A 25,849-nucleotide genomic window follows, 5' to 3' on the forward strand; every position below is an offset into this window, starting at 1 on the left:
TCATTCTTTGCACTCATAAGGGATTGGGCACTAGCCATGAACCGATTCGCGATCATGTTCGAGGGGAGGATGCCACTTGATTAACGCACGGCCATTTACACAGACCGCTACACACTGCCGACTCCGCTGCCCGCGCTCCGGTGCATGGGGTTGTTAGACGCCGGTGTGAGCCGTCATTCGCTCATCTTAGTCAATATAAAAGCGATCAAGAATCCCAGCACCGTTATTAGCCCCGCGAAATCGTGAGCCTCTTCAAACGCTTCTGGAATCATCGTGTCCGAAAGCATTGCCAATATCGCACCGGCAGCTACGGCAGTTGTCGCTGCGATTACTTCTTCTGAAAAGTGACTGAAGACGGCGTACCCCGAAAGCGCAGCGGCGGCGGAGATAATTGTAATTGCCCCCCATATGCCAAAGACATAGCCCGCGGAGCGCCCGGCCTTTTTCATCCCTGCTGAACTCGATAGCCCCTCAGGTATATTCGATAGGAAAATGGCCGCCACGGCGACCGAACTTACTGCGCCGCCTTTGATCATGCTAACCCCGATGACAATTGATTCGGGGATACCGTCTAGCAAAGCGCCTATGGCTATAGCCAATCCACTACCGCTGTCTTCCGACTCTGATGGCTGCTGAGTGCCCGACCGCTTCCTGTGTTTAGCACCCCTCTGAGATAAGTACCAGTTCGCGGCGGTGTAGACGGCTGCGCCGGTCATAAAGCCGATAGCCGTTGAGTCAAAGCCCCCGCGCTTATAGGCTTCCTCCATTAAGTCAAAGGAAAGGGCTGAGATAAGGACCCCGCTGCCGAATGCCATTATTGCGGCGATTAGGCGCTGCGGAACCCGAAGAAAATAACCTGCCGTTGCCCCGATCAGGAGTGCTGATCCAGCTACCAAGCCCCAGAATCCTGCCTCTACTAATACGGGAGCCATATGATGATACTCAACTCACCCAAATTCCACCTAGCGCCCTTCTACGATCGTGGGGCATTCAATTAAATCAGGCAACTTGAAGGGAAGACGTCCAACGCTCGACATCACCGGGCGCGGGCGCGGCATTGCGAGAATTCTTGCGAATTCTGCTTCGCGCACTCCGGCGAATGTCGTTGTTAGACGCCGCGCCGTCTGCTCATTTGAAATGCCCCCTGATCTCGTCGACCTTCCTCTCGATCCTCTTCAGTCTCTTTATCTCCTCTGTTTCCTCATTGGCCTCTTCCGCTTCTTCGACGTCACCTCTCTGCGTCGCTGGAGGCTCATCTACCCTGCCAGCAGCCAGGATGAACTCTACAGCCTTATCCAGCCCATCCATAAACGATTCCAAGCTCTCCTCGAATACCATCACCCGGTGCCGCTCCAGTTCGCTGCCGACTTGCGTCAGCTCACCGATGACCAGATACTTTGCCCCCTCCCTGGTCTCCTTCACGTCGAAATAGTATGTCCTTCTATTCGCCACCACTTTTTCTGAAAAGATTTCCCTCATGGCTGCCTCCAAACCAGAATAGTCAATCACCTGGACTTCAGGTAGTTTACTTTATAGGGATAGGTAGATCGAGTCATTGATAAAGCTGTGGATGCCTTTCCGCAGCGGAGGGCATGCTACTCCAGGCGTCTAACGCCTGCGATCAGCTGGCGCGCGAAAGGCAATGGAGTAACCACGAGAAGTGAGCTTCGCGCGCTCGGCTGCATCGCAATCTTAGGCCGACTTTGCGTAGTATGTCGGGCAACGACAAAACCGTTGCTCAACCTGCCCGGCTTTTTTCGAGATGGTGTATGTGTAATCAACCCTAACTCCACGGCCCTACCGTAAGCGCCACTGTTTGGCTTCCGACGTTGTAGCTGGTTTTCGCCGGAACATTCAGGCTGGAAGGCCAGGTGCCCGGTGGGATGTTCTGACTCGTCGAGCCGACGTTCGGGTCTTCGTCGAGGCTGAAGCCGTAGGCCATCGCGAACTTCCTGCTCGAATTCATTCCGAAGATGGTCGGGCTGCCGACCGTGCCGTTCACGGTGGACCTATGGAAGAATTTGGCATACGCGTCGTAGACCGAGGGCTGGTTGTTGTACGCGTTGTTGTGGTTTGAATACCAGTTTGCGGTGTTACTCCATGCATCCGAGGAATAGGTGGCCGAGATCGTCTGGCCTGCTGGCGCGACGCCATCGAGAACTACGCCTCGGGAGAAGGCTTCGAAAATCGCCGCCTCAATCTGCCCGAACGCGGCATACACCAAGGGTGATTCTCCCGAAAAGGAGACTTGAGGCGAAAAATCATACTCACTGCCACTGTTCGTCATGGTAACGCCTGTGACCGCGCCGTTTTCAATCGTGGCAACGGCGGTTGCCGTCATGCCGCCATTGCCCGGCGGCTCAATGGTGACGACCGGAGGTGCGATGTAGCCGCTGCCGGGGAAGATCACTTGGACGCTGAGGACAACGCCCCCCTCCAGGGTGGCAATGCCTTGGGGCCTGGTTTCCTGGTTCGGCCCTCGCACCGCCTGAATGAACGGCTGATTGCCGGCGAAATCCGACTTCGGTATTACAACTGTCATTCCATTGGGACCGCTCAGCGTGTACTGCGTGCCGTCACTGGATCCGGAGTAGGTGCCAACGGTCGCCCCGTTCAGGTAGAAGCTGATCTGGTTGCCCGAGGCAAAGAAGGCATCGACGGTCTCCTGCCAGTAGCCTTCCAAGCCGGTGGCGGAAGGGTAAATGGCCAGCCAATCCTTTGGTGACACAATCGCCGAGAACTGGCCCTCGATCAGTTGCGGGTATCCGGTGCCCACTGGACTGGTGAAGAGGAGCTGCGAAAAAGCGGTGCCATAGGGGTCGGCATTCATGAATGCCGTGAAGGCGGCCCCGATCTGCTTCCGCGTCACAGACGGCATGACACCGTAGGTCAAAGTGTCTCCGGCGACGGTGAAGGACAGATTGATCCCAAAGGAATCGACCGCCGAGACGTCGTACTGGGCATTCGGGCCGAATTCGAAGATGTCGTATGGCCCAGCCGGTGCCACGCCGGGGACTCCGGGAAACGGATACGCCGTGTATCCGTTTAGCGGATAAGCCGTCGGCGTGATGCCACTCGGCGTGACGGTGAACACGAGGCGGTTGTTGCCGGAGTTTGTCACGTTCGGCACCTGGATCGTCAGGCCGCTGTTGACATTGACGAAGGGTGCGTTGATCGCGGACGCAGCGGCGGCGAAACTGCCATCTGCTTGCAGGATCTGAAATTGGGAGCCGTCTGTGGCGTCCGCCATGAAGCCCGCAACCCAGACGGTATATTTGCTCGGATCAAGGCCTGAGTTGTTGACGATGTTGATCTGGTTAAGTGTGGTCATTGATTTGTCCTCTTTTGGTGTTTAGATGGTCGTTAAGGTTGGCAACTCCAATTGGCCCTACTTTACTTGAGGTCGCCTAACGCCGGACATTACCGGGCCGCCGAGCGGCCTCACAAAGAGTTACGTGAATGCGCTTCGGCGGCTCCGGTGCATGTCCTTGTTATGCCTGCGCCTGCAATGCGGGCCCTAGCCTACATCCCGCCCAGGCCATTCCCCCTCTACTCGCCATCGCTCCGCATTCGCCGCTTTGCTCTATCTCCAAATGCGACACGGGCATCAACCCCCATGACACCGCCGCAGAATGACCCTCCCTCGTCGCTTAGCCGTTGGCCATTCGACTGCCGCGCATGGGCGGTTTGTGGGCCGCGACTCCATCCCCTACTCAACCCCTGCGAAGCCCACGAAATCGGCATGCGCACGGCTGCGATTGCGCGGCATAACGCCCGCGCTCAGCGGGGCCGCGAACGACACTCAGAGAACGATAAGAAATGCGCTTCGCGGCCTCCGCTGCAACGCCTTGTTATGCGGCGCTTTGGGACTAGGCTCGTCGCCCGCTCAGTAAAGCAGAGTTTTACTCGTATGGGAAACGTATCGCTGAGATGAGTCGTTCCTCCTTTAACTCTAAGCGAGATCCCTTGCTCGATTACAGGCTGCGGGATGTCGAGTAGTGCCATCCCTGTCGGAGCTGACTTGACTAAATATACTCCCTCATATGTCCGAAGTAAATCTCTATTCTTGTTAGGTATTTAAAAATACCTAATCCAATCTGACGCAGAGTCATGGTTGAAATGATCTCACTAATCCAAAGTGCATTGAGCCCACGGACATCTCTGATTCTGACTCCAGTTCTAAAGGAAGAGGATCGCCAACACAAAGCTACGGTGGTCGCTTATTCCCGCGACAAAGGCTGCCCGGCTTAACAACCGGCGGCAGATCGGGCTTCTGCACTGTAGGCGTGACCACCCGTCACGCCGGGTGTTGCGGGCAGCCTCTAGCTCCCGGTGAGGTCTTCCCCAAACGCTGACGTTTTCCTTCCGCTAAAACGCACCTTGTATCGTCGTGTTGATCGTGACGAGGTGACGAAGTTCTTTCGATCTGGCCATCGCGGATTCGTAGGTCGGCATAACCGTCAGGTAGCAGCCCAGGTAGTCAATCTGCCGGTCAGCGCCCGACACCTGCATGCCTGGCTTGACAAAGCTGGTGGAAAACTTAACCTCCGGCATCTGAGGGAAGTCCAGGGATTCAAGCAAAAGCTCATGGGGCGGGAGGACGTACTGGATGCAAGAGTAGTTCGCTTCGCGCGGCACCAAGACCGGCTTATGTCCGACACACCAATCCAGGAGAAGTTCTTCCACCTTTAAGCCGTAAGCAAAATTGATGCTCTGCAAGACATCCGCCCCGATGAACCGAGGGTTAAAGTCAATCACTTCCATCTCACCCGCAGCATTCACCATGATCTCCACATGACTGGGGCCGTCGGTGAAGCCTAGCCCGGCATGCATGGCGCGAGTGAAGTCAATGATTGCATCCGCTAGCGGATGCGGGTAAGGGAAACAGGAGCCCATCTCCACCGCCGGGTTTTTTGAGTACATGATTCTCGACGTGAGGCCCAGGCAAAGATATTCCCCCCTCGTGCTGATGCCTTCTACAGACATCAGTTCCCCCTCGAACTCCTCCTCAAGATGATACTCAGCCTTCGCGTAGATGAAATCGGATAAGAATTTGGGCATCGAGCCCATCCCATCCAGCCATGCGGTTTTTGCCCGCTGAAGATCGGCCAGCGACCCGCAGCGCGTGACGTACAAGCTAAACGCCCCGTGTACGGGCTTGAAGTAGGCGGGGCGGCCGATCTTCCACTCGGTCCAGCGATCCGCCTCGACGCCGGGGACGCTCCTCAATTTGGAGAGCCCCGCCTTGTACAATTTGGTACGCAGTTTATGCTTGTCGACGATCAATTCCATGGTGCCCGGCGTCGGCGTCGGCAGGTCGAAGTACTCTCGCAACGCGGCGCCCGCGACGGCGCACAGGTCCAGCCCGAAGAAAACGCCTTTCACGGGACAGGACGCGTGCAGGGCCTGGGCCACGCTCAGAATCGTCGGCAGGTCATTCCAATCCTTGACCACTAGCAGTTCGTCGATGCACTGACGTGCCGACGCATAAGGTGATGGCAAGGCGTCGAGCAGTGAGTAGTCGGAGACGAGCGCGAAGACCGTAAACTCGCGGCCTTTCGCCGCGCGAATGACTTCAAGCATCGTCCCTTTTGGCTCCAGAAAGAGGATGGAATTTTTCACAGTTTTTCTCCTTTCACCGACAATTGGACCTGCTTTATTCGCAAAGTTAAAATGGCCGCCCACAAGAGCAAGCCCACGAACAAGACGACCCCGACTCCGAGGGCCAGGCCGAACATCTCGATTGTCACCGCGTAGGCCAGCGTGGTGGCTGCCATTAAACAGGAGGCGACCGAAGTTAATGTAAACTGGTAGCGCCCGACGACGCTTTCCGGGCTCAAGTGAAAGAACTCGGCGCTGCTAGACAGCCAGATGCACTCATAGGCGAAGTGCAGAACAAAAAACAACGCCAATACGGTGAAGTACCCCGTGGCAGAGGCGGACACGATGAGACTAGCTGCGCCGACGCCAATGGCGGCAACAAGCCTGGATGGCCATCGGCTCTCGCCGCCGGTCAACAGATTCGGCAGTAGCCAGATGATGAGAAAGCCTGCGATGATGCCCAGTGAGGCCGACAGTTGAAACGGCCCCAGCCCCCCTATACCGATCTGGAACCTCTTGATGGGGAAGTAAGAGATCAGCACAGAATAGGCCCCTTGAAAGATTGCCTGCGATAAGCAGACCGAGAGAAAGTACTGGGATATCGTCGATGAGGAGAGGATTTCTTCGAGCGATTGGAAGATGCTTGGCGACCCCGCTGACAGCGACGGCTCTGGGTCAACCTCCAGCGGGCGCAGCGTCAACACAATTCCCATGCTGACCAAGTAGGTGACGACGTCAAAGAAGACAGCCCAAAGAATTGTGAAGTGAGCCAGAGCCTGCCCCGCTAGAATGCCGGCGACCGCCGTTGACAGGAAGAAGCTCAGGAATACAAGCTTGATCCGCAAAGACTGTAGCGGCGGCGGCGTTATCAACTTGACCCACCTGCTGTTGGCCGATTTGGAAATGACCAGTAGCAGCGACCGGATTGACACCAGCGCGCCCAGCGCCGCCCACGGCAACTGATACCAGATGCAAGCCCCGCACAGCAGGCTGATGAGCATTGATATGGCGTCATTGCGCACGAGCAGCCAGCGCGACAAGTTCTGGTCTATCCAGTACCCCAGCCGTGCGCTCACGAAGACCGACGGGAGGTACGACATGACGAAGATGAGCGAAGCCTTCACGATTGAGTTTGAGATGAAGAGTGTATAGCCGGCCAGGGCTATGGTCAGGAAATGGCTGCCGCTTTGCGAGACGAAGGCGGCGACGAGAACTTTGACGAACTCTTTGCGGTTATGCATAACGCGATTACCTCCGATGCTGACTGGCGTTCCTGGAAAAGTTACAAGGCCCCATGCGACACGGGGCCTCAAGCGGCTATGGCACAGGGACCGTCGAAAGAGCCACCCTAAAGCCCAGGTAATGGAGCTGATCTTCGGGCGTGTGAGAACTGCGGGCTGCTGACCGCAGAGAGGAGGCATCCCTACGCGAATAATCCCCCCCGCGTGCTACCCGCACCTTGCCCTCCTTCGGGCCCTGGGGGTCCTTTAGCTCCTCTCTGGGGTAAGCGCCCCACCAATCTAAGCACCACTCTTCGACGTTGCCCTGCATGTCGTATAACCCCCAACTGTTCGGCTGCCTGCTCATGACCTGGGCGACCGTGCCCGTCCGAGAATCGATGTCATAAACGGCGACATTCTTCAGCTCGGCGGGAACGTTTCCCGTTGGCCAGGAGCTTGAGGTTCCGGCGCGGGCTGCGCACTCGAACTGGGCTTCCGTGGGCAGACTGGCACCCTGCCAGGCCGCGTAGGCGTAAGCCTGGTACCAATCCACGTCCGTCACCGGAGTCTTCGGGTCGTTGATCTTTTGCTGGTGCGCCGGATCAAACTGGCGGTATTCCTCGACCGTGACTTCATGCCGGAGAAGGCGGTAAGGCGAGAGGCGCACGCGGTGAAGGAGTTCGCCCTCACGGCACTCCCCATTGAGTTCCGCGTCCGGGTTGCAGCCCATATCAAAGCTTATCTCGTCCTTGCCTTCAGGAGGCGAGATCAAGTCCCAGTCCGCATCCACATACGGAGGCGGCGCATGCTTGTGCCTCAAGTCGGCGATGATGCGGGCTCGCACCTTCAGGCAATCCTTCTGGTCAGGCGCAAAGTTGTCGAGGGTAAAAAGCATGGCCCCGATGAGGCTCGTCTCCTGCTCCCCGCTAAAATAGGCCTTCTCGATCATCTCCGGAATGAACTCGTCGTCGGCCTTCTCGCCGGCGTCCGTTAGGGCTTTTTTGCCGGCAGGTAATCCGCTCGCCAGTAATTCCTTGAGGTCGCGGCGGTCCTTAACGAGTTCCCACAGGTCGGAGCCGGGCAGCCTGAACTTGGTGCTCAACGTATACACGGCAAGGGCGGCCTCGGACATTGGACCTTGCCGGACGTTTCCTTCATAGCGGATCTGCTTTAAGCCTTTATCAGAGAAGACGGCGATCAGCGAGATGATCGTGATGGTAGCAAGGGCCAGGGAGGTTAGTACCATCCGTTCTGTGGTCCGCCGCCTGGCTTGTTCGCGATTCTTCTTCTCATGATTTGCCAAGACGTTCTCCCACCACTGCCTTGCGTTTTCATCCCATAGGAGCGCGCTCTCCGCTTCTTTGATCCGCCGCAGGAGCGCGTCGTCCAGTTCTAACGCGCCCATGTCGCCGGCGCGGGACAATTCCGCGCGGCGCGAGATGATCCTTCGCAACTCGACCAGGCGGTCGTCTATGTCATAGTAGGCTTGCTCCTTGGGGTCTTTGAATATTCCCTGAACGATCTTGGCAATCTCGTCATGTGGCAAGATGTACCGCCCGATGCCGGCGATATCGTCCTGTAGAACCAGACGGATGTTAGGCGATTCTAGGCGTCGCATGATGAACGAGCCGTCGGGGCCGAGAGAACTCCGCAGCTCCGCAGAAGGTATGCCCTGCCCGCGCTGCCCCTTGGCGTCGGCCAGTTGCCGCAGGACGAACAGCGCCTGCGTGCGCAGGCGGCGGCGGCGGTCGTCAGGCTGCCCGACAAACGCCTCATCCAGTTTCCGGCGCAGATACTTCGACAGGGCATTTTGGATCAGTACCTGCGGGTCGTCGGGGACGTAGATCGTCGGGTCATCGGCAGCCAGCCTCGACTCCAGAAGGTGGGCAAGAATCACTTGCAACTGAGGGGCGAGCGGCGCGCGTGGTGATTGAATCCGCTCGATGGCAAAGGCGGCGGCTAGCTTTTCCGCATTCCCCGGGGCGAATCGAAGGTTGTAGTATTCCCTCGCCGGCTCATTATCTATGGGCTTCGTGATGACGGCTAAAAATTCCTTTCGCGCCGCCTCAAGAGGGGCATTACTGAAGCCCGGGTCTCCAAGAAAAGGGAGCGGCCACTCATGAAATCTGTCTTGCCGAAACAGGTCGCATGGCAGTTGTTCCATAATTTCAGTGGCAGGCCCGCCATTGTGCGAGGCATCTAGTTTGACCTCGCGTAACACATTCCTTAGCCATTCGACGACCGCCCCGTGGTACTCCTGGCGGTAGACAAGGATCCACTGGCACACAAAGCCTTCGTTGCCGGGGAGGCGGCGGGCCGTCGCCGCCAGAAGCGGCCCCAAGACCTTGAGCGCTCGTCCCTCCTGCCGGCGCAATGTGTCTTCAAACTGGTCCAGGATTAGAATGGGGGGGCGGCCAATACGCTTTTTTACCTTATCCAGATAGTCGAAAAATTCGAGGTAGTCGGTGTCCTTCACGCGGTCAATCGCCGGACTGTCAATCAAGTCGGCCAGAAGACGCCTGGCCACACCCAATTCGTCAGGCATCCGGTCAAAGGCCACGGCGTAGCCCTTATCCCATAGCATCGGTCGCAGGCCCGCTTGTAAGAAGGAGCTCTTCCCCGTGCCGGAAGGAGCATGGACGCAGAGAAGGAGCTTTGAAAGCGAAATCAGTCGCATGACTTCAGCCAATTCGCGGTTCCGCCCCGCGAAGGTGGAGGGATGGGAATATGGCTCCAATATGGGATAGGGCCGCGCCGGGAGCGTGCCGAAAGAAGGAGGAGCGTGCAGCGGGATGCCATTTGCCGCCTCTGAATATCTCGCCTCTTTCTCGGGCGCGGGCTGCTCCTGTCTCATTACTGGGGACGGAGCAAAATTCACGCTCGGCGAGTCGCCTTGTGCCATCAGGCGTTCGCGTAAGTTCAGGCAGGCTTCCCTGACTTTGGAGCTAAAGCCGGGGAGCGGGTTCTCACTCCGCGGGTCAGCGTTCTCATGGGGGAAGAAGCTCGCCATTCTGGAAAGACCGTTGCGGAAATCCATAATCCAGCTAAGAGCGCCGTCGTCGGTCTCGCATGAATCGATAGGCCAGGACTTCTTGTCGGCGAGGAAAACCAGGATTGGCTTTCCGGTTCGTTCCGCCACTTCCAGCTCGATTGCCGTAATTGAACGCAGCCCATCCCCCCCGCCAGCACCTGCGGCTGGCACCCAGCCCCTGCGGAAGGCGACCAGTAAGATGAACACGTCACATTGCGCTACCGCCTTGCAGCACTCCTCCACGGTCGACTTGGGGCGGGTCCCCATGTATTCCATCATGATGGGGTGCCACCTACATGCCAGGACGACATCACGCGCCACCTGTCTGTGTAGGGACAGGTCTTGGGAAGTAGAGGAGATAAAGACGGTAGTCATCTTGTTGTTGTTCGTCGGATACATTTCTTCACCTCAGTCCTTTTCAGTCCGCCCTGCCTGGACACGCGGCTGGCGCAGCCAGAAAAGGTTGGTCCATACGAGATCGCGTGAATATCCTTTAGACGACCGCTATCGTGATCCCTCACAAGCGCCTGTAAACTTCTTCATCCGCGAGTTGAAGGCAGGCCCGCGGGCCTGCCTTCTCGCCTTAACGGATGCTGTCGACGAGTGTGCTGCCGCTACCGGTGAGCTTAAAGATAGGCATGTTGCCCAGACCGTTGTTCTGCTCAAACTGGAAGTGGTCATACGTCAGCAAGCTCATGGATTCGAGTTGAAGCATCTCGCGCCTTATCTTATCCCCGCTCCGCGGGTAGTCCGCTTTGCTCATCGCCGTGAACAAAACCCAGGCGGCGTCAAAGCCGATGGCGTCCAGCCCCTCAGGCGGCACCTTGTATAGCTTTTCAAACTCGGAGCCAAATTCCTGCGCGAGCGTGGTATTTTTGCTCTCGTCCCAATAAAAATGTCTGTAGGCTTGAAAGTGCGTCAGGTCAACCCCCTGATCCGCAGCCGTCTTGTATAATCTTGAGGGCGCCCCCCACCCGTCGCCGCCTATATACACGGGGTGGAAGTCGGCCTCGTTGGCCTGCTTGAGAAAGGGGATGAGGTCGCTCGAATAACTCAGCAGCGTCACATGCGTCACGTTCTGCCGCTTGAACTTCTCGATCATAGGGCGAAAGTCCACCGCCTCGTAATTCATGGAGCGACTTTCCGGCGCCGTTGCCGGATTGAATTTTTCCTGTATCACCACCGGCCTCTCGTTGGCGCGTCGCCGGTTGAGTTGCCCCATTACGGTGTCAACATACTTCTGGCTCAGGTAATCACTGTACGGCGACGCCGTGTCGTGTACGACCGCTAGCGTTTTCGGCTTGAGCTTGTCGAGCGTGTAAAAGGCTAGACGGGAGGCCACCACATCATCGGGCAAGCAGATGCGGAAAATATATGGTCGGTCCTCTGTGACCTTGGGGTTAGAGGCCGTTGGCGTAACGAATACAACGCTGGACTCCTTTAATATGCTCCCTAGCTCCAACGCCTCACTGCTCCATTCGCCGCCGATGACGGCTGGCGTTCCCGAGTCAATGATTCGGCGCGCCATGGCGCGGAGATTCTCAACGTTGTCGTAGGCCAAACGGTCTAGATCGATATTAATCCCAGGGTTTCGCCTGAGAAAAAGGATCCGGGCAACCTCGATCCCAGAGTTGAGCGAGTGGACAGACTGGTTCTCCTTGTCGTCGAGCCGCAATGCAACGGAGACTCGCAAGACGTTCGTAATATCTACCTGGGGCGGCGGCGACGGCAGTATTCCGAAAAGATGCTCAAGCAACGCCACCAACGCCAGAATGGCTAGATAGAGCAGAAATGAATTGGCAAAATTGAACCGTGGAAACCTTATGGAGTCAGCCGACTCACTACTGCGGGAGATGCGGCGCGGCCAACAGGCGTCTATCAAAGCCTTTTTTACCTCAGCATATTTAGCCATTTTGAACTACCTCGCTTATCCGCCAGCCTTACATAGGTCAGCCAGACGATTACAGAAATGCCTGCGCAGTACTGTCCCAGGGCGAGAGGCGAAGACTAAAGCGCTTCCTTCTCACCTTCTGCCATGGCGGTTATGAGTTAGGTTGAGAAGCGCCGGCTTAACCGTCCCGATCAACTCTCTCTATCACTTCAGACGTGTATCGCCAGAACGCCCTAAAGAAATCCACGCCGGCATCGAATCCGGAAAGGAATGCCTTCTGGTCCTCTGGTTCAGTACAAAATCTCATGTAGTTAGAGGTCCCAAGGCAGATGTGCTCTCCTTCGATAACTCGGTGCAGCTTAAAAAACTGCTCGTCGGCCAGGCGGCTTTCCCTACCCGGCGCGTATGACAGGGAGTCGAACAGTAGCTCGATGTTCTCTTTCGCCGGAGCCTCTAAGCCCGCGCACAGCCCTAAGACTCTGGCGGCTTCGCGGCAGGAATGGAGCGATAGACTCAGGCTAGCAAGCGGCAGCCCGTCGCCAAATTGCTCTTGTATTGAATCTATCTCTTCCTCGCTGACCCCGGCGGCAACCACGACCCGTCTGAACATTTGCGCATGTATGTCGTTAGGGTGGCCGCTGCCCAACTCCTCCCAAATGATCTGCACTAAGGAGAACCGCTGCTGGTTATTATCCAAAAGCCCGGCTGCCGTGCAGAGGAACCCCGGCATAGAAGCTGAAAAGAGGTGCCACAACCCCCCAACCACGGCAGCTTTTTGCTTGGTTCGCTTATGCCGATATTGTTCCATCGGCGAAAAGATCTCTGGGATGCGAGCACGTTCGGCTAGTAACTCCGCGCACGTGCTCACCTCTACACGACTCAAAACCTGCCGATACTCTTGCTGGGTAGTTGCTTTTCTCATTTTCTCGACCTCACTTTTCGCCATTTGATTTGCACTGAACCAATGTAACTTGATTCACTTGTATGATCCGTCTCGCACCTTCCAGAATCCGTAAAACCTAACCAACGCGTCCACTGTACATTACACTAAGTATATAACAAAAATCAACTAAATTTGTTTCATTTGTTTCGAGAAAAATATTTTTCCTTTTAATTTATTGAAAATGAAATAGATATTTTGCACAGTGTATGTAGCTGTATATTGATAACAGAAACAAAAATCTTATCAACTGGATAAAACGAGTACCAAGACGGGTCTGAGTAAAAATACCGTTGCATAAATTGCACAGTATATGTACAATATGCATTGGGTAGGATTAGTTGGGCTAACACAGAAAAGAGGACTAGCAATGGCACAGAATCTTGTTCAGTGGAATCAGAAAGCTTTCGATCATTGGCGTGACGACCGAGCAAACGTTCTCAAGGAACTTTTGCCGGATAGCGAACAGGGATTAAAGGCTCTGTTAGTATTGGCTCTATTAGATTATGAGCAATCTGGCCATGAAAATGAAGGCTGCACGTATGACTGGATCGTGGAGACCATCAACAAACACAAGGTTACCCGCCCCGTTCAAAAGAACAGTATCCGGACGGCGGTCTCAAATTTGAAGAATTCGCGGGCACTTCAGGAGAGCGCGTACGAACTGAGGATCGACAAAGCGGGACTGACTTCCCTCCTCCGTTTAGTGAAGAAGACGAATGGTAACGGAGAAAAATCCCTGCGAGAGGCGCGATCTGCCGACGCTAATCAGACGCGAGAGGCAGACGACAACCTTCAGAATCACATTCTGAAGGTTGATCCGCCGATTGCCCGCCCCGACGATATCGCGCAAGCACTAGTCGGGAATCTCCTTCCGATGTATGCTCTCTACTGCTTGCCACGCGGGGCCGGGTGGTGGTTACATGCATCCCGCAGCGAAAGCGAACAAAGGCGGCAATGGGAAGCGTCGGCTTGGGAGGAGCTCGGACTCCGCGATCTGTTGCTGAAGCAAGACGGGGAGCCGAAAACGCTCGGCATCATCGGCCTTGCAGTCGGCGAAGGGCTCGGAGAGATAGAGCTGTTACGACGTATTCTCAAGGACATCGGGCCCGAGGGCAGGGTTCATTACCTAGCAATTGACATGAGCCCTGTCATGCTGCTGGCGCACTTCGACACTTTGCGAGACATCCTGGAAAACGATCTGAGGTCAGGCCGCCTGGTGGTCTCGGCAACGCTCGGTAATGCTTTAGGGAAGTCGGTTACTCTGGATAAAGCTTCCCGTAATATGAAGTCTCTCGATGAAATCATCGCCGAAGCGCGATCTGAGTTCGCCGCGAGGCAGATCGATTTTCTACCGTCGGGGGTGCCTTTGCTAGTCACCTGTTTCGGGAACGTTCTGGGCAATCAGACGGAGCCGAACGAGGCCGTGCCTTTCTTCACGCGGCTGCGCGATATGCTTCCGAACCGCCCCTTGTCTATTTTAACCGGGGTTTCCATTTGGGGCTGGAAGAGCGACGAGACAGCCGACATCAAGGACTATCAGGAGAAGGCAGAGACATACGACGACGATTGGTACGACTTCCTGTCGACAACGCCGAGACATCTGCTCATCAACCTGCAACGCATAAGCTCGGAGCACGAAGATGCCCGAAAGGTTTTCGATCCCAAAAACATCTCGAAGTCAGGGCGAAAGGTGGACTGCTTCTGGCAAAGATTCAGCAAGGATAACTATCTCAACTTCGACGTCAGGGCGGAGATTCATCGCTTCTATTACACCATCAGAGGCGATTTGCGGCTCAACGGTGGCCCGAGCGAACAGACGCCTTCCCCCTATAAGAATGGGAATTCCGGTGATAATGAACGAGACATTCTCCTCTTCGTCGTCACGCGCTTTGACCCCGACTCACTGATCCGGGCGCTTTCCAACCAGGGATTCAACGTGGCATCTGGGGGCAAGAAGACGAGCCACGAATTGGTGGCGGAGAAAGACTATGCGGTCATAGAGGTGGGCAAGGAGAGGCGTGAATACGTTCTCATATCAGCTTTCGTAGAAGGCACATGAGGAGACCCATGAATCGGATTCGACTGGCGCTTCTTTGTTCGGCGAACCTGCTGGCGGCTTGTGGCGGCGGCGTCCTCTTCGGCACGGCACTCAATTCGTTAAAAGACGCCCGGATGCTGAAGCCCGGCGATGCGATTTTTGTTTACATTTATGGCTCGATCCTAGCGTTGTTGATCTTATCGCTCTCCCCTCAATGGCTGAAGAAACGTGGCATCACCATCTTTTCGCTGGCGACGGCTTGTGTGGTCTGGGCACTGATCTACGAGCTTCAGTACAGCCACGGGACCAAGTGGCTTGGGGAGAACTGGATCTTCGGCCTGTTATGCATGCACTTCTGCTTTTTTATTACGGCCCGCGGGCTCCGCTCAGATATCAGCGCGGGCCTCAAGAGCCAGCTACCATGGGTCGAGTTGTTCTTCTATCTGGGCTGGATTCTCGGGCTCATTGTAGAGCGATACTTCACCCCCGAACCTGTTTCGATGGAGGTATCAATCCAGTTGCTCAGCGCGAACTTGATTCTCCAACTGATCGCCGGGGGCTTTGACCTGATTGCTGTCAACGCCCGGCGAAACGCTGCTGGCAGCCCGGAGCCTACTGAAGAGGAGTCCAAGTCGATCCGCTTCGACTGGTGGCGCTACGCCAGGCTGACGGCTGCACTCTGCACTTTCTACGCCTGTATTGAAGCTGTATTTTGGGGATTTGTGACGCAGATGGAAGATAGCGGGCGAAAGGAAGTTGCCACGTACGCTCTGGTGGTCTCTTATCTGGGATCTGCCCTTGCGTCCATTTTCTATGCGCGTCAGCAGGTCCGGCTCCGCCTGCCTTCGAAGGAGTCTTTTGAGCGAGGCTTTAAGAGAGCCGGTGAAGCAAACGCTTGGTCGTGGCCGCTGTCATTTGTTGCGGTGCTGGTGCTTGCCGGCGGCTTGACGGCACTACTTCTGTACCAACCACTCAACCGGCTGTTGATCACTGTTGTGCTCATCGTCGTCTTTTTCCTTATCGAGATCGTTTACCTGGTATTCGGCGACCAGATCGGTGAGGAGGCGAAACTCGCCGGGCGTAGCGGCTTAGTAGCCGTCACCCTCGGCTTAATCGCCTTGTCTATGGCTTCGGCGATCAAGATCGTTGTCAGCGGCAATGGGGCTGCTACCACGGGAGTATTGATCGCCGGCATCGGCCTTACCTACCTTATCCTCCTATTTAAAACGGCAGGGACAGATGTCAATGAGCGAGACAAACAAGCACATCTTGGTGAAGGTTGATCCGCCGTTGGTGACTCCCAGAGAATTTGCCTCGACGCTGATGCGGGATTGCAAGCTGCCGAGCTTCGCCTATTATACGCTGCCGCCGAACTCTGCCTGCTGGTGGGCGACCTTTTCTAACGTCGAGTCGAAAATCCGCAAGCAGTACGAAGCCGAGACCTTCCACTCGCTCGGGGTGGATGATTTCTTATATGCATCGGCTGTGCGGCAGCGGGTCGGCATCGTCGGGTTGGCTGTCGGCGAGGGGATGGGCGAGATCGAAATCATTAAGAGGGTCCTGAATGACTTAGCCCCTTCAGGCGGCGTCGATTATTTCGCCATGGATATGAGCCCGCCGCTGCTGCTCGTACATCTGAACCTGCTTCGAAATATTTTCGCCGACGAGATCCAGGCAGGGCGGTTAAACCTGGCTATTCTGCTCGGCAATATAAAAGACCTGGAAGCGCCTTTGCAGAAAGCCTGCCGAGAGTTCGAGTCGCGAGGCATCGCTTTTCTGCCTGACGGCATGCCTTTGTTGGTTACATGTTTTGGGAATGTGTTGGGTAACGAAAGCGAGGCGGATCAGGAGGTCTCCTTCATACAAGGGGTGCAGCAGTTCTTCGCTGACCGCTGCTTGGTCTGTATGGCCGGGGTTTCGGTTATCCGCGAAACAGCGGACACGTATGACCCGGCTTGGATCGAATTCCTTATGGAGCCGTTGCGCTACCTCATGGAGATGGGCCTCCTGGTTTCCGAATTCCCCGAAGGGCAGACGACCGAGGATAAGGATGCAGAATTTTGCATTAGCCAGGAAAGCCAGGAATGTGAAACGCCCTTGATCTGCGTCCGCAGTAACTATACAGGCAGCCATGACAACCGCTCAGAAGTGCATGAGTTTTACTACTCGCTTCGGCATAACCTCAAAATGCCGGCCGAGGGGCTGAGGTTAAAAAAGCAGTCCAAGTTACTTCTTTACGCTGTCAGAAAGTACGATATCGAGGGTTTGGCCAGGGCGATAGAAAGCCTGGGGGGCGAGGTACGCCGTCCTGACAGGTTCCAAGTGATTCAAACAGCCGAGGAGATTCGTGAGTATGCGGTCATAGCAGCCAGTCGTGACAGATAAACAGGTCTAAGCCAGACTGCACGAGCTTGGCACACTCAAGTAGCCTTGAGTAATGGTTGTTTTTCAAGTTCCTTCACAGCGACTGTCACTTCCGCCATGTAATAAATCGCCGATAGCTTGTACAGCCAGGGGCCGTTGACCTAAAGTGCTTCTCGACATCGCCTACCAACTGGTTGATCTGCTGCCGCCGGTGATGCGCGTACATTTGTCATGCACTCCCCAGAACACCCGTTCAATCGGGTTCGCCTGCGGGCAGTAGGCCGGCACAAACAGCAACTCAATGCGATCCTGCGCAGCGGCCAGGTGCCGGATGGGCTTCAGCGATGTTAAGAGCCAAAGAGGCAGAGGCTTTCAGCCTAGCGATGGAGAATCAGGATTTCAGCAGCTACGGCGCGCCCGACGTAGAATTCTACTACTATGGAGGTCGCGCTTAATGGCGATCCGCTGCACATACCCCCGCGTCGTCGAAGGGTTCTTGTGATCCAATGCGTCCTGCGTCGCCGTGATCGAGCCGGTCTCCTCCGCCACGATCCGCGCGAACGTGTGCCGCGTCTGATGCAAGTGCAACCTCTCAATTCTCGCCTCCGCCGCGTACCGCTTCAGGTTTCGCACGTAGCAGTGTGACGATAGCGCCTCCCCTGGCTTCCCACCGCGATCATGCCGCGTCCAGAGCGGCGCGTCGGTCTTCAGCACGTGCAGCCGTTTAGCCGCTGTGAGATAGTCCAATAGCGCCTCTCGCACCAGCAGTTCAGCCGCCACCTTGCCGATGTACCTGCCGCCTTTCACCTTGCTGGTCAGGGCAGAGAAATCATTCGGTGGCGTTACACAATTGGAGAGAGGAGATGAATGATTCTCAATTATTGAGGTGAGCAAGAAAAGGACTCATGGGCAAACTATTCCGAACATCCCAGAGTCACATAAGACCTATTATGACTCAGCGGTCTGGTCTGTAATGACGCAGGGCACCAGATTGGCGATCACTAGTGTTGCCGTGCCGCGCTTGACGCTCAGGTCAGCACGAATGTTGATCTTGCAACTCCGCAGCTGGATCTATCAATAAACATAATAATTGACAGATCGAAAGAACAGGCCCATCATTTTCTCCGTAGAATTGTTTCAAAGGCTGATCTCAAGATCCGACTTCCATCAGTTGTTTAACTCAGCCTTCTGTTTAACCTCATGCCGAGAACTCAATTCCGGCATATGAGAAGGGCACCACATACCTACTATCAATAACGATAGTATATATATTGTAAGGATAGTCTCATGTCGTGAATAACTACTGACTCACATTTGAGACGATTGAATTAAAATCAGGTCTCTAAAAGGAGAACGAAAAAGTTATGGACTATACACAAATCGCCGCAGCGATAGTGAGCACACTCGCGCCGTTCCTCCCCTATTTACTAGAAGTAGGTAAGGAAAGTGGTAAGAAAATTGCCGAAGTACTCACCGAAAAGGGAACCGAGGCCGCCTGGGAGAAGGCCAAACGGATATGGAGTAAATTGAAAGGATATTTCGGCGACGCTCCTGCCGTTCAAGGTGCCGCGATGATGATGGCGGAAGCGCCAGAGGATGAGTTTAATCAGACTGCCCTTGCCAAAACACTAGGTACCTACCTACAAAAGAATCCGGCACTGGGGGATGAGTTACTCAAGCTGCTTGGTGGTCCGGAGGCCGTTCAGGAAGTGCTGGCTGATAAGGCTAGTTGGGTTCAAAGAGTCGAGCAATCGATTGAAGGCAGTGGCAGGCAAATTGTCAAGTCCACCGATCATAGTGTGGCTACAGACGTCAGACAGACCATTAAGAAAAGATGACCCTATGAGTTCTGACAGTATCAGAGAGCCAAGCGATCAGCCACCGACAAATGACGGCAGGCCCGATCCCGTTCAGGAGATTGTAGCTAGTAACCATAGCAGCATTAGAGGCGTGATTCAGGGCCGGGAGGTGATCGGCAATATTATCTCCACAGGTGACCACAGCCAGTTCTTCATAGGAGGTTACGAGCGGCTGCGCGACGCTTATATAGATCCTCAGTCAGTTTTTCGGCGTGTTGACTTGGACCGCTTTGAGGGTCGGGAGTGGCTCCTCATTCTGATAGACCTCTTCCTGAGTGAGCATGACCAAGGCTACTTCATCCTGGAAGCAGGAGCAGGTTTAGGTAAATCGACATTCATGGCATGGCTGGCTCGTGAGCGAAGGTACATCCATCATTTCGTTGAACTCGCGGCGGGCATGCAAGGAATAGAAGCGGGATTGAAAAACTTAGCGGCTCAACTCGAGCTGGCCTACGGTCTCAACGCTGATGGGAGTGAGGGCATACTTCCTCCCGCCTCATCCCATCCTCAATACCTCATGAGGTTGCTAAGTCAGGCCGCCGACCAACGGCGAGAGGGTGAAAAAATAGTCCTGGTAGTAGATGCTCTGGATGAGTCAGACACACCACTCAATCAGAATGTTATGGGCCTGCCGCGTACCCTGCCTGAAGGGGTTTTCTTTATTGTATCGCAGCGGCCCGTGCCCGTGACACTTCAAGTTGACCTTCCTACAGAACGCAAGGTTTTCAGATTTCATGCCGAAAGTCGAGAGAACCAAGACGACATGCGACGTTTCTTGGAAAAGACCACCTCTTGGCCAGGTGTTTCAAGAGCTTTACGAGAAAGCAGTCATTCCCCGCAACACTTCATTACGACCTTGCTCGAAAAATGTCATGGTCTCTGGATCTATCTTCATTTTGTCGTGTTTGAGATTGAAGATGGTGACGCGTCGCCACTGGACCTAAATGCCCTGCCTGATGGTATGGCGCAATACTACGCACGCTACTGGAAGAAGTGGCGGGATAAGGATGAAGAGCAATGGTACAGAACCTACTTGCCATTGCTGGCTACTCTGACGGCATCGCAAGTGGCAATCACTGCCGCATTACTCGCCGAATGGGCCGGGGTAAAAATGCCGGAACTGATGCTGCGTAAGTTGCTGAATGAGAACTGGCGACCATTTATGACGATCTCTGGACAAGGAGCGCACACCTCTTATCGCTTCTATCATGCCTCCTTGCGCGAGTTCTTCCAAGGGCAGGTCAAGCGCAAGATACTTGATTCATCTACAGAGAGGCTGGAAGACAGTTTGGGTAATCTGACGGCTGCTGACGAGTCCATTTTGGATGAACTGGCAACGGAAACACGACGGGCGCATTACCGCCTGGCAGAACGCTACCTCACTTACTGGGGAGGACTTGCCAACGGCCTGCCAGATTTGATGAAGGATGGGCGGCGACTGTTAGATGAAGGGTATGGCCTGCGCTACTTGCCTGTTCACTTAGAAGCTGCCGGGAGAGTCGCTGATCTGCACAGGTTGTTGGCCCTAGAGAATGAGCAGGGACGAAACACGTGGTATCAGGCAAAAGATGCTGCCGATGAATTAACCAGTTATTTGTTAGACATAGTTCGGACTTGGCGATTGATAGAAGAAGATTCTAGCAGCCATGAGAACGTGACAGGCATGCGTATAGCATTAGAGTGTCGGTATGCCTTAATTCTAAGTTCACTCAATAGTCTAACCAGCAGCATTCCTCCATCCCTGCTTTCTGTCCTACTTGCAAAAGGCTTGTGGCAGCCACCAAAGGTGTTTGCTTACGCGCAGCAATTCACCCGACCTTCGGAGCGCGTGAGGGTGTTTATTAATTTGGCGCGTAACATGCCGTCGGAATATGAGGAATATAAGAATGAGGCTTTACGCAAGGCACTCCATTCGATCCCAGAAGCAAAAGAAGGAGGCGGGTTATACTGGCGCGTGTTGGTTGATATCGTTCAAGAACTGCCAGATTCTTTGCTGAAAGAAGCGATTGAAATCGTGCGTGCGAATCCGGTAGGCCCTTGGGTGTTTGTGAAATTTGTTTGCAAATTGCCGAACACGTTGAGAGAAGAGCTATTACCAGAGGCGCTACAAGCTGTGCTAGAAATGGATTCTGAATTTATTCAGGCGGAAGCTTTAGCTGATCTAGCACCACATCTATCGGAGCCACTTAGAAGTGAAATACTTCGACAAGCTCTGTTGGCGGCCCGAGCAAATGATAGTGAGGCCTATAAGGCAGAGCTGCTGATTAATTTATCATCCCACCTTCTTGAGCCGTTGCGGAGCCAAGTCTTAGGCGAAGCGCAGCTAGCTGCAGCGAGAGCCATGTTCGGATATGTCAGTCAGTTGATAAGGGCGCTTACGGTATTAGGCCCCGCACTATCTGAGGCATCTCTGAAGTCTGAACTGGAAACTTTACGGGAAAAGGGAGGTGAAAATCAGGGGGCGGTGATACAGGCAGTACTGACGCAAAATCTGCCGGATTCGGAGCAGGAGGAAGCTGTTCGTCAAGCATTGACGGCCACCGGGAATGCCACAAACAAACTGTGGCGCTTGGAGGCATTGGCGGTCCTGATTCCCCAATTGGCTCAACTCGGCCATGCTGAGGAAGCGTTAACTAGGCTCAGGACTGTCGATGGCGACTTCATGAAGGCAAGCATATTAGCTGCCACAGCCCCACATCTTGAGTTGCCGGCTTTACAAGACGCTATATCTGATGCTCGTCAGATTAGGTGGAATTACGCGCGGGCCCTGGCCTTGGCCACTCTGCTCGTTCGACTGGCGGAGTTGGGCTTCTCGGATGAGGCGTTGACGTTGGCTCTGGAAGAAGATGTACAAGCTTGTAGGGGAGAGGCTCTGATCGGCCTTGCCCCATATCTTTCAGACGCACAGGTGGAAAGATCGCTTCCGACGTTACAGACTTTAGAAGACGAGGCGGATCGGGCAGGCGCACAGAGCGTATTGCTTGCGCGTTTGGCAGCACTCGGCCATTGCACCGAAGCGATAGAGATGGCCCGGGTCATCCCTAATAACTTTGTACGAGCGATGGTTCTGGCGGCTGTACTACCATTCTTAACTGACGCCGACAGCAAAGCGGCGAGACAAGATGCGTGGAGTATTGCTGCGGCGTTGCCTGGCCAATTCAGGGCGAAAGTTTTGATGGCCCTAGCCGTCTATCTGCCAGATGCAGAGAAGAAGATAGTGCTACGCCGAGCGCTTCAAGAGACGCTGGCGTTTAAGAACGAACAGGTGCAGGCATGGTGCTTAGAGGTGTTATCACCAATTACTCCCGCGCTCCTCCTTCAAGAATTCTTACCCAAAGTGAGGAAGATAAAAAATGCCCGATGGCGAACGGACGCCTTGCTCGCTATGGCTCCCTATTTGTCGGACGCTGAAAGAAGCCAAGCTTTAGAGGCGGTAAAAAGAACAGCGCAAGCCGCAACGCGTCGCCATTGGGCAGATTATCATTGGCCAATAGTTGCGCTCGCGCGTTTAGCACTCCTGTCGTCGGAGCCGGCCAAGAGTGAGGTGGTACAGGAGGTTTTACAAGCAGTGAAAAGCCATTCCTCAAGCCGTACTATATCAGACTCTTTCGCCAACATCGCGGAGGGGTTACCCGCACGGTTATTAACTGAATTGTGGCTGCTCCTACGAGAAGAGAAGAACATGACTGCCAAGACTGATCTGCTCGGGCTCATCGCGTCACGGCTTGGAGGGCCGCACCAGGACGAAATGCTGCGGGAGGTTCTCAGCAAAGCTTGGATAGAATTCGACTATCATTCACAATTCCATATAAGGTTAGAGAGCCGGGAAGAGCTTGAGCAGGGATACTCCGAGCCCGTACTACCGGATATCTCGAGGCTAGCGACGAGCTTAAATGAGCCCATTTTACGAGAAGCCATTGACAGCACTGGTAATCTGAGATGGGACTATGCGCGGTCAAAGGCGCTCGCTGCGCTCGTCCCCCGACTAGCCAAATTAGGTCACGGCGAAGAGGCTCTCGGACTGGTTGGCAAGATAGACTATGAAAAGTGGCGAGTTCCTGCCTTAGCCCAAATGGCCGTCAGCCTGCCCGACGAGCTAAAAAGCAGACTACTAGAGGAAGTGCGGGAGCTTAAACATGAACACTGGCGAACCCAAGCGCTCGAGGCAGTAATTCCTCATCTTCCACCGGCATTGTTGGAAACAGTGCTGGCAGATGAGCTGGGGTGCATAGGGCCTGAAGAGTGGCTATCGGAAGCAGTGGCTGGTTTCGCTTTGCTTTCAACAGAGCCGGAGCGAGCACGCCTATTACAAGAGGCCCTTGAATATGCACGTGCGCTTCCGGCAGACATGTTCCTTTATAGCCCTAGGGTAAATGCGCTCACCAATCTGGTGGACAAACTACCGGAGTCCGAACGGCCGGGAGTCATAGATGAGGCGATCGCCGTGGCGCAAGAAGTGGTGAACGATTTCTATCGAGGGGAGACGCTTGTCAAGCTTACTAACAGGCTTATCGAGTTGGGTTATCCGGAAAAAGCCTTATTAGCAGTTCAGGCTACAAAGCCTGATGACAAGCATATCAAGGCATTAGTCCACCTATCGCTATTTCTGCCGGAGCCCCAGAGGCACGAGCTTTTAGCTGAGGCCCTTGAAGTTGTTCGAGCGGAAAGAAATCCCTATCAAAAAGCCAAAATGGTAGTTGAGCTAGCCGCTCGCTTGCCAGATTCGCTGAAGAGTGAGGCATTGCATATAGCCGGCTCGATTGAGGGCGAATATGACCAAGCTAACGCCCTGATGGCTCTGGTCTCCAGTTTGCCGGAAGAATTAGTTAATGAAACTCTGGCTTTGGCACAGAGAATGAAAAATAAGGCGTGGGAGGCCCTGGTGACCGCAGAGTTGAACCGGCATTCGAGCAAACCTGCCCCCTCAACAAAGACCTTAGACACGCTCGCAACGCGGGCAGACCATTCGAACTTCAGAGACAGATGTTTCGGACAACTCTCCGAGAGTATGGTCAGAGAAGCCCTGGCTATGGCCGAGCATATAGAAGATGAATATCAGAAGGCTGAGTTATTAACAAAGTTAGCACAACATTTACCTGAATCAGAGTTAGATGAGGCTTTATCAATAGCCCTACGCATTAAGGGTGAGACTAACCGCGCCAATGCCTTGAGAGGATTAGCACCTTACTTAGCAGAGAATCTATTGCGAGCTGCGTTAGAAGCCACAGAGTTGATAGAGGAGGAGCTCTGGCAATCGCACGCTCTAGGAGGCTTACTGCTCCGGTTAGCGAAACTCGGCTACATCGCAGAGGCGCTAGCCAAGGCTAGAAAGGTTTATTGGTATGAAGACAGAGCAGATATATTAATGAAATTAGCTTCTCAGTTGGAAGACCCATACAAGTATGACGTGTTGAATGAGGTGCTATTCATGATCAAGGAAGGAGTAGATGATATAAATAGAGTAGAGGATCTTTATAAACGAATTCAGGAACTGGTGGAGATGGATTATTCTCCCGTAGAGTTATTTAAAGTAGCAAGAGCAATTAATTTTCCTGAATGGCGGATAAAGACAATGGCTGTACTGGTGCCATATTTGTTAAACCTGCCTCATAATGATCTTCACGTTCTCTGGCAGGAAAGCTTACATCTGGCGACACAGCGAATCCGAAGCAGTTTACTCGGTGACATCAGTACACTTACTCCGATAATTTGGAAACTAGGCGGAACAGAAGCCGTAGCCCTGACACTCAATTCAATCCATGATGTTGAGCGATGGTGGCCTTGAAAATTACGTATGTGAGAGCATAAGCCTCTAATACATCACCGGGCCCCCAAGCGGCATTGAAGAAATGACGAGAGATTTGCTGCGCGCTCCGGTGCATGTCGTTCCTATGAATAGTCAACGAGTAACTTGGGCGAGGGTGTGCGAGCGTTTGTGTAAATCGTCATAGCCCCTAACCGGAGCGGCGATAATCCTGGCGAAGAGATTATCGTAGATCGCAGCAAGATAGATTTTCCTGCCGGCCAAGGCTTCACCTTTGTGGTCGTAAACCATGACGGGCTGCGCTCGATGCCTCACACATTTCGACGATAGCGATATAAACGAGAATTTGACAATTATCTAACTTCAAGGAGCACAAAAGCATGGCACAGATGCGCCGCGGTAACCGTTCAGTCGCAATTACAATGTTTAGGGTTGTACTTCTCTGAAGAACTTCTCTGTCTCAGCCGCCTGTACGGGCTTCAACCTCATTATCGAATTATGGTTAGCGATTGGTGCCTTGTTTGTACCGGCAGAAATGAGGGCGCTGCTTGCCCTTCTTGTCGGGCCCGACACGCTTCTACCAGATACTTATGCACACTCTCACCCCGCCGCTTCAGCGTCATCACTACCGTCAGCCGCCGCTCGACTATTTCGGCACCGCTCGCTGATTGACTCCCAAAGTTGACCCGCCGCCATAGCACCGCATGCCTCCTATTTGACTATTTGATGTTTGCTTAAATAGCGAGAATTAGTTAGCCAATCCCAGAGCTTTGAAGAATGTGCAGGCAAAGCAAATGTAGTAACGAATGGTTATTCATTGCGCCTTATTTTTTCGCTCGGCTTTCCAGGCTTCATTATACTCATAGTGCCAATCTTCAAAGAGGGGCTTAAAGATATTTTTATAGGTGGCTTTAGAAAGAAAAACTCAGCAAATTAAAGCAGTCTGGTTCCCGGCAGCCTGTGCAGCGCGGACCTTCTAAGACGCCTGGAAGCCCCTCTAAACCAGACTGCATGAGGTTGGCACAGGTCGTTGCTCTTTGATATTTCGTTTGTTGCCAAACACGCGATCTATCAAGGAGTACGCCCTGTGCCTGGTTCGACAATAATTGACCTGTCTTGCTCCGAGCAAGAACATCTG

General features: G+C 54.2%; 16 protein-coding genes. 6 read left to right on the forward strand and 10 right to left on the reverse strand.

The window, feature by feature from the left end; all coding sequences use genetic code 11:
• Positions 1-173: 173 nt before the first annotated feature.
• The 5 genes from VJ464_01790 to VJ464_01810 all read right to left on the reverse strand — a co-directional run bounded on the left by VJ464_01790 (position 174) and on the right by VJ464_01810 (position 6,602).
• Positions 174-932: a ZIP family zinc transporter gene (locus VJ464_01790; protein ID HKQ03835.1), complete on the reverse strand. Its 759-nt coding sequence runs from the start codon at positions 930-932 to the stop codon at positions 174-176.
• 196 nt (positions 933-1,128) lie between these two features.
• Positions 1,129-1,479 (reverse strand): DUF3276 family protein, encoded by a 351-nt coding sequence (locus VJ464_01795; GenBank protein HKQ03836.1) that lies wholly within the window; start codon positions 1,477-1,479, stop codon positions 1,129-1,131.
• A 304-nt stretch (positions 1,480-1,783) separates the two neighbouring features.
• Positions 1,784-3,331: a hypothetical protein gene (locus tag VJ464_01800; GenBank protein HKQ03837.1), complete on the reverse strand. Its 1,548-nt coding sequence runs from the start codon at positions 3,329-3,331 to the stop codon at positions 1,784-1,786.
• A gap of 1,037 nt (positions 3,332-4,368) precedes the next feature.
• On the reverse strand, positions 4,369-5,622 hold the full coding sequence (locus tag VJ464_01805) for an ATP-grasp domain-containing protein (GenBank protein HKQ03838.1): 1,254 nt from the start codon (positions 5,620-5,622) through the stop codon (positions 4,369-4,371).
• Positions 5,619-6,602 (reverse strand): hypothetical protein, encoded by a 984-nt coding sequence (locus tag VJ464_01810; protein HKQ03839.1) that lies wholly within the window; start codon positions 6,600-6,602, stop codon positions 5,619-5,621. Before VJ464_01810 ends, VJ464_01805 begins: the two co-directional genes overlap by 4 nt.
• On the opposite strand from VJ464_01810, the gene VJ464_01815 reads away from it, so the two are divergent.
• Positions 6,595-6,753 (forward strand): hypothetical protein, encoded by a 159-nt coding sequence (locus VJ464_01815; GenBank protein HKQ03840.1) that lies wholly within the window; start codon positions 6,595-6,597, stop codon positions 6,751-6,753. The two genes, VJ464_01810 and VJ464_01815, sit on opposite strands and share 8 nt — an antisense overlap.
• A gap of 165 nt (positions 6,754-6,918) precedes the next feature.
• Here VJ464_01815 and VJ464_01820 read toward each other — a convergent pair whose 3' ends face one another.
• The 3 genes from VJ464_01820 to VJ464_01830 form a co-directional block, all read right to left on the reverse strand.
• Positions 6,919-10,251, reverse strand: coding sequence for an SUMF1/EgtB/PvdO family nonheme iron enzyme (locus VJ464_01820; protein HKQ03841.1), 3,333 nt, complete (start codon positions 10,249-10,251; stop codon positions 6,919-6,921).
• Between the two features lie 184 nt (positions 10,252-10,435).
• On the reverse strand, positions 10,436-11,764 hold the full coding sequence (locus tag VJ464_01825) for an ABC transporter substrate-binding protein (GenBank protein ID HKQ03842.1): 1,329 nt from the start codon (positions 11,762-11,764) through the stop codon (positions 10,436-10,438).
• 157 nt (positions 11,765-11,921) lie between these two features.
• On the reverse strand, positions 11,922-12,689 hold the full coding sequence (locus VJ464_01830) for an iron-containing redox enzyme family protein (protein ID HKQ03843.1): 768 nt from the start codon (positions 12,687-12,689) through the stop codon (positions 11,922-11,924).
• Positions 12,690-13,053: 364 nt separating this feature from the next.
• On the opposite strand from VJ464_01830, the gene VJ464_01835 reads away from it, so the two are divergent.
• The 3 genes from VJ464_01835 to VJ464_01845 are packed head-to-tail and all read left to right on the forward strand — an operon-like array spanning position 13,054 to position 17,109.
• Positions 13,054-14,745 carry a hypothetical protein gene (locus VJ464_01835; protein HKQ03844.1) on the forward strand — a complete coding sequence of 564 codons (1,692 nt, stop codon included), beginning with the start codon at positions 13,054-13,056 and terminating at the stop codon, positions 14,743-14,745.
• An 8-nt stretch (positions 14,746-14,753) separates the two neighbouring features.
• Positions 14,754-16,007, forward strand: a complete 1,254-nt coding sequence (locus VJ464_01840) for a hypothetical protein (protein HKQ03845.1) — start codon at positions 14,754-14,756, stop codon at positions 16,005-16,007.
• Positions 15,970-17,109 carry a hypothetical protein gene (locus VJ464_01845; GenBank protein ID HKQ03846.1) on the forward strand — a complete coding sequence of 380 codons (1,140 nt, stop codon included), beginning with the start codon at positions 15,970-15,972 and terminating at the stop codon, positions 17,107-17,109. Before VJ464_01840 ends, VJ464_01845 begins: the two co-directional genes overlap by 38 nt.
• Positions 17,110-17,487: 378 nt before the next feature.
• Here the strand turns inward: VJ464_01845 and VJ464_01850 are convergent, their stop codons facing one another.
• Positions 17,488-17,895, reverse strand: coding sequence for a site-specific integrase (locus VJ464_01850; GenBank protein HKQ03847.1), 408 nt, complete (start codon positions 17,893-17,895; stop codon positions 17,488-17,490).
• A gap of 557 nt (positions 17,896-18,452) precedes the next feature.
• Here VJ464_01850 and VJ464_01855 point away from each other — a divergent pair.
• Both VJ464_01855 and VJ464_01860 read left to right on the forward strand, forming a co-directional pair.
• Positions 18,453-18,926: a hypothetical protein gene (locus tag VJ464_01855; protein HKQ03848.1), complete on the forward strand. Its 474-nt coding sequence runs from the start codon at positions 18,453-18,455 to the stop codon at positions 18,924-18,926.
• A gap of 4 nt (positions 18,927-18,930) precedes the next feature.
• Complete coding sequence (locus VJ464_01860) at positions 18,931-24,732, forward strand: hypothetical protein (GenBank protein ID HKQ03849.1); 5,802 nt, start codon at positions 18,931-18,933, stop codon at positions 24,730-24,732.
• An 890-nt stretch (positions 24,733-25,622) separates the two neighbouring features.
• On the opposite strand, the gene VJ464_01865 is transcribed toward VJ464_01860, so the two are convergent.
• Positions 25,623-25,849: hypothetical protein (locus VJ464_01865; protein HKQ03850.1), on the reverse strand; the 227-nt coding region annotated here is incomplete at its 5' end.

Source organism: Blastocatellia bacterium (assembly GCA_035275065.1).
Taxonomy (GTDB): Bacteria; Acidobacteriota; Blastocatellia; order UBA7656; family UBA7656; genus DATENM01.

Bases quoted from the DNA above. Each gene is read 5' to 3' on its own strand.
- VJ464_01790 (HKQ03835.1), bottom strand. From the start codon at position 932: ATGGCTCCCGTATTAGTAGAGGCAGGATTCTGGGGCTTGGTAGCTGGA.
- VJ464_01795 (HKQ03836.1), bottom strand. From the start codon at position 1,479: ATGAGGGAAATCTTTTCAGAAAAAGTGGTGGCGAATAGAAGGACATAC.
- VJ464_01800 (HKQ03837.1), bottom strand. From the start codon at position 3,331: ATGACCACACTTAACCAGATCAACATCGTCAACAACTCAGGCCTTGAT.
- VJ464_01815 (HKQ03840.1), top strand. From the start codon at position 6,595: ATGAGCATTGATATGGCGTCATTGCGCACGAGCAGCCAGCGCGACAAG.
- VJ464_01810 (HKQ03839.1), bottom strand. From the start codon at position 6,602: ATGCTCATCAGCCTGCTGTGCGGGGCTTGCATCTGGTATCAGTTGCCG.
- VJ464_01820 (HKQ03841.1), bottom strand. From the start codon at position 10,251: ATGTATCCGACGAACAACAACAAGATGACTACCGTCTTTATCTCCTCT.
- VJ464_01825 (HKQ03842.1), bottom strand. From the start codon at position 11,764: ATGGCTAAATATGCTGAGGTAAAAAAGGCTTTGATAGACGCCTGTTGG.
- VJ464_01830 (HKQ03843.1), bottom strand. From the start codon at position 12,689: ATGGCGAAAAGTGAGGTCGAGAAAATGAGAAAAGCAACTACCCAGCAA.
- VJ464_01835 (HKQ03844.1), top strand. From the start codon at position 13,054: ATGGCACAGAATCTTGTTCAGTGGAATCAGAAAGCTTTCGATCATTGG.
- VJ464_01840 (HKQ03845.1), top strand. From the start codon at position 14,754: ATGAATCGGATTCGACTGGCGCTTCTTTGTTCGGCGAACCTGCTGGCG.
- VJ464_01845 (HKQ03846.1), top strand. From the start codon at position 15,970: ATGAGCGAGACAAACAAGCACATCTTGGTGAAGGTTGATCCGCCGTTG.
- VJ464_01855 (HKQ03848.1), top strand. From the start codon at position 18,453: ATGGACTATACACAAATCGCCGCAGCGATAGTGAGCACACTCGCGCCG.
- VJ464_01860 (HKQ03849.1), top strand. From the start codon at position 18,931: ATGAGTTCTGACAGTATCAGAGAGCCAAGCGATCAGCCACCGACAAAT.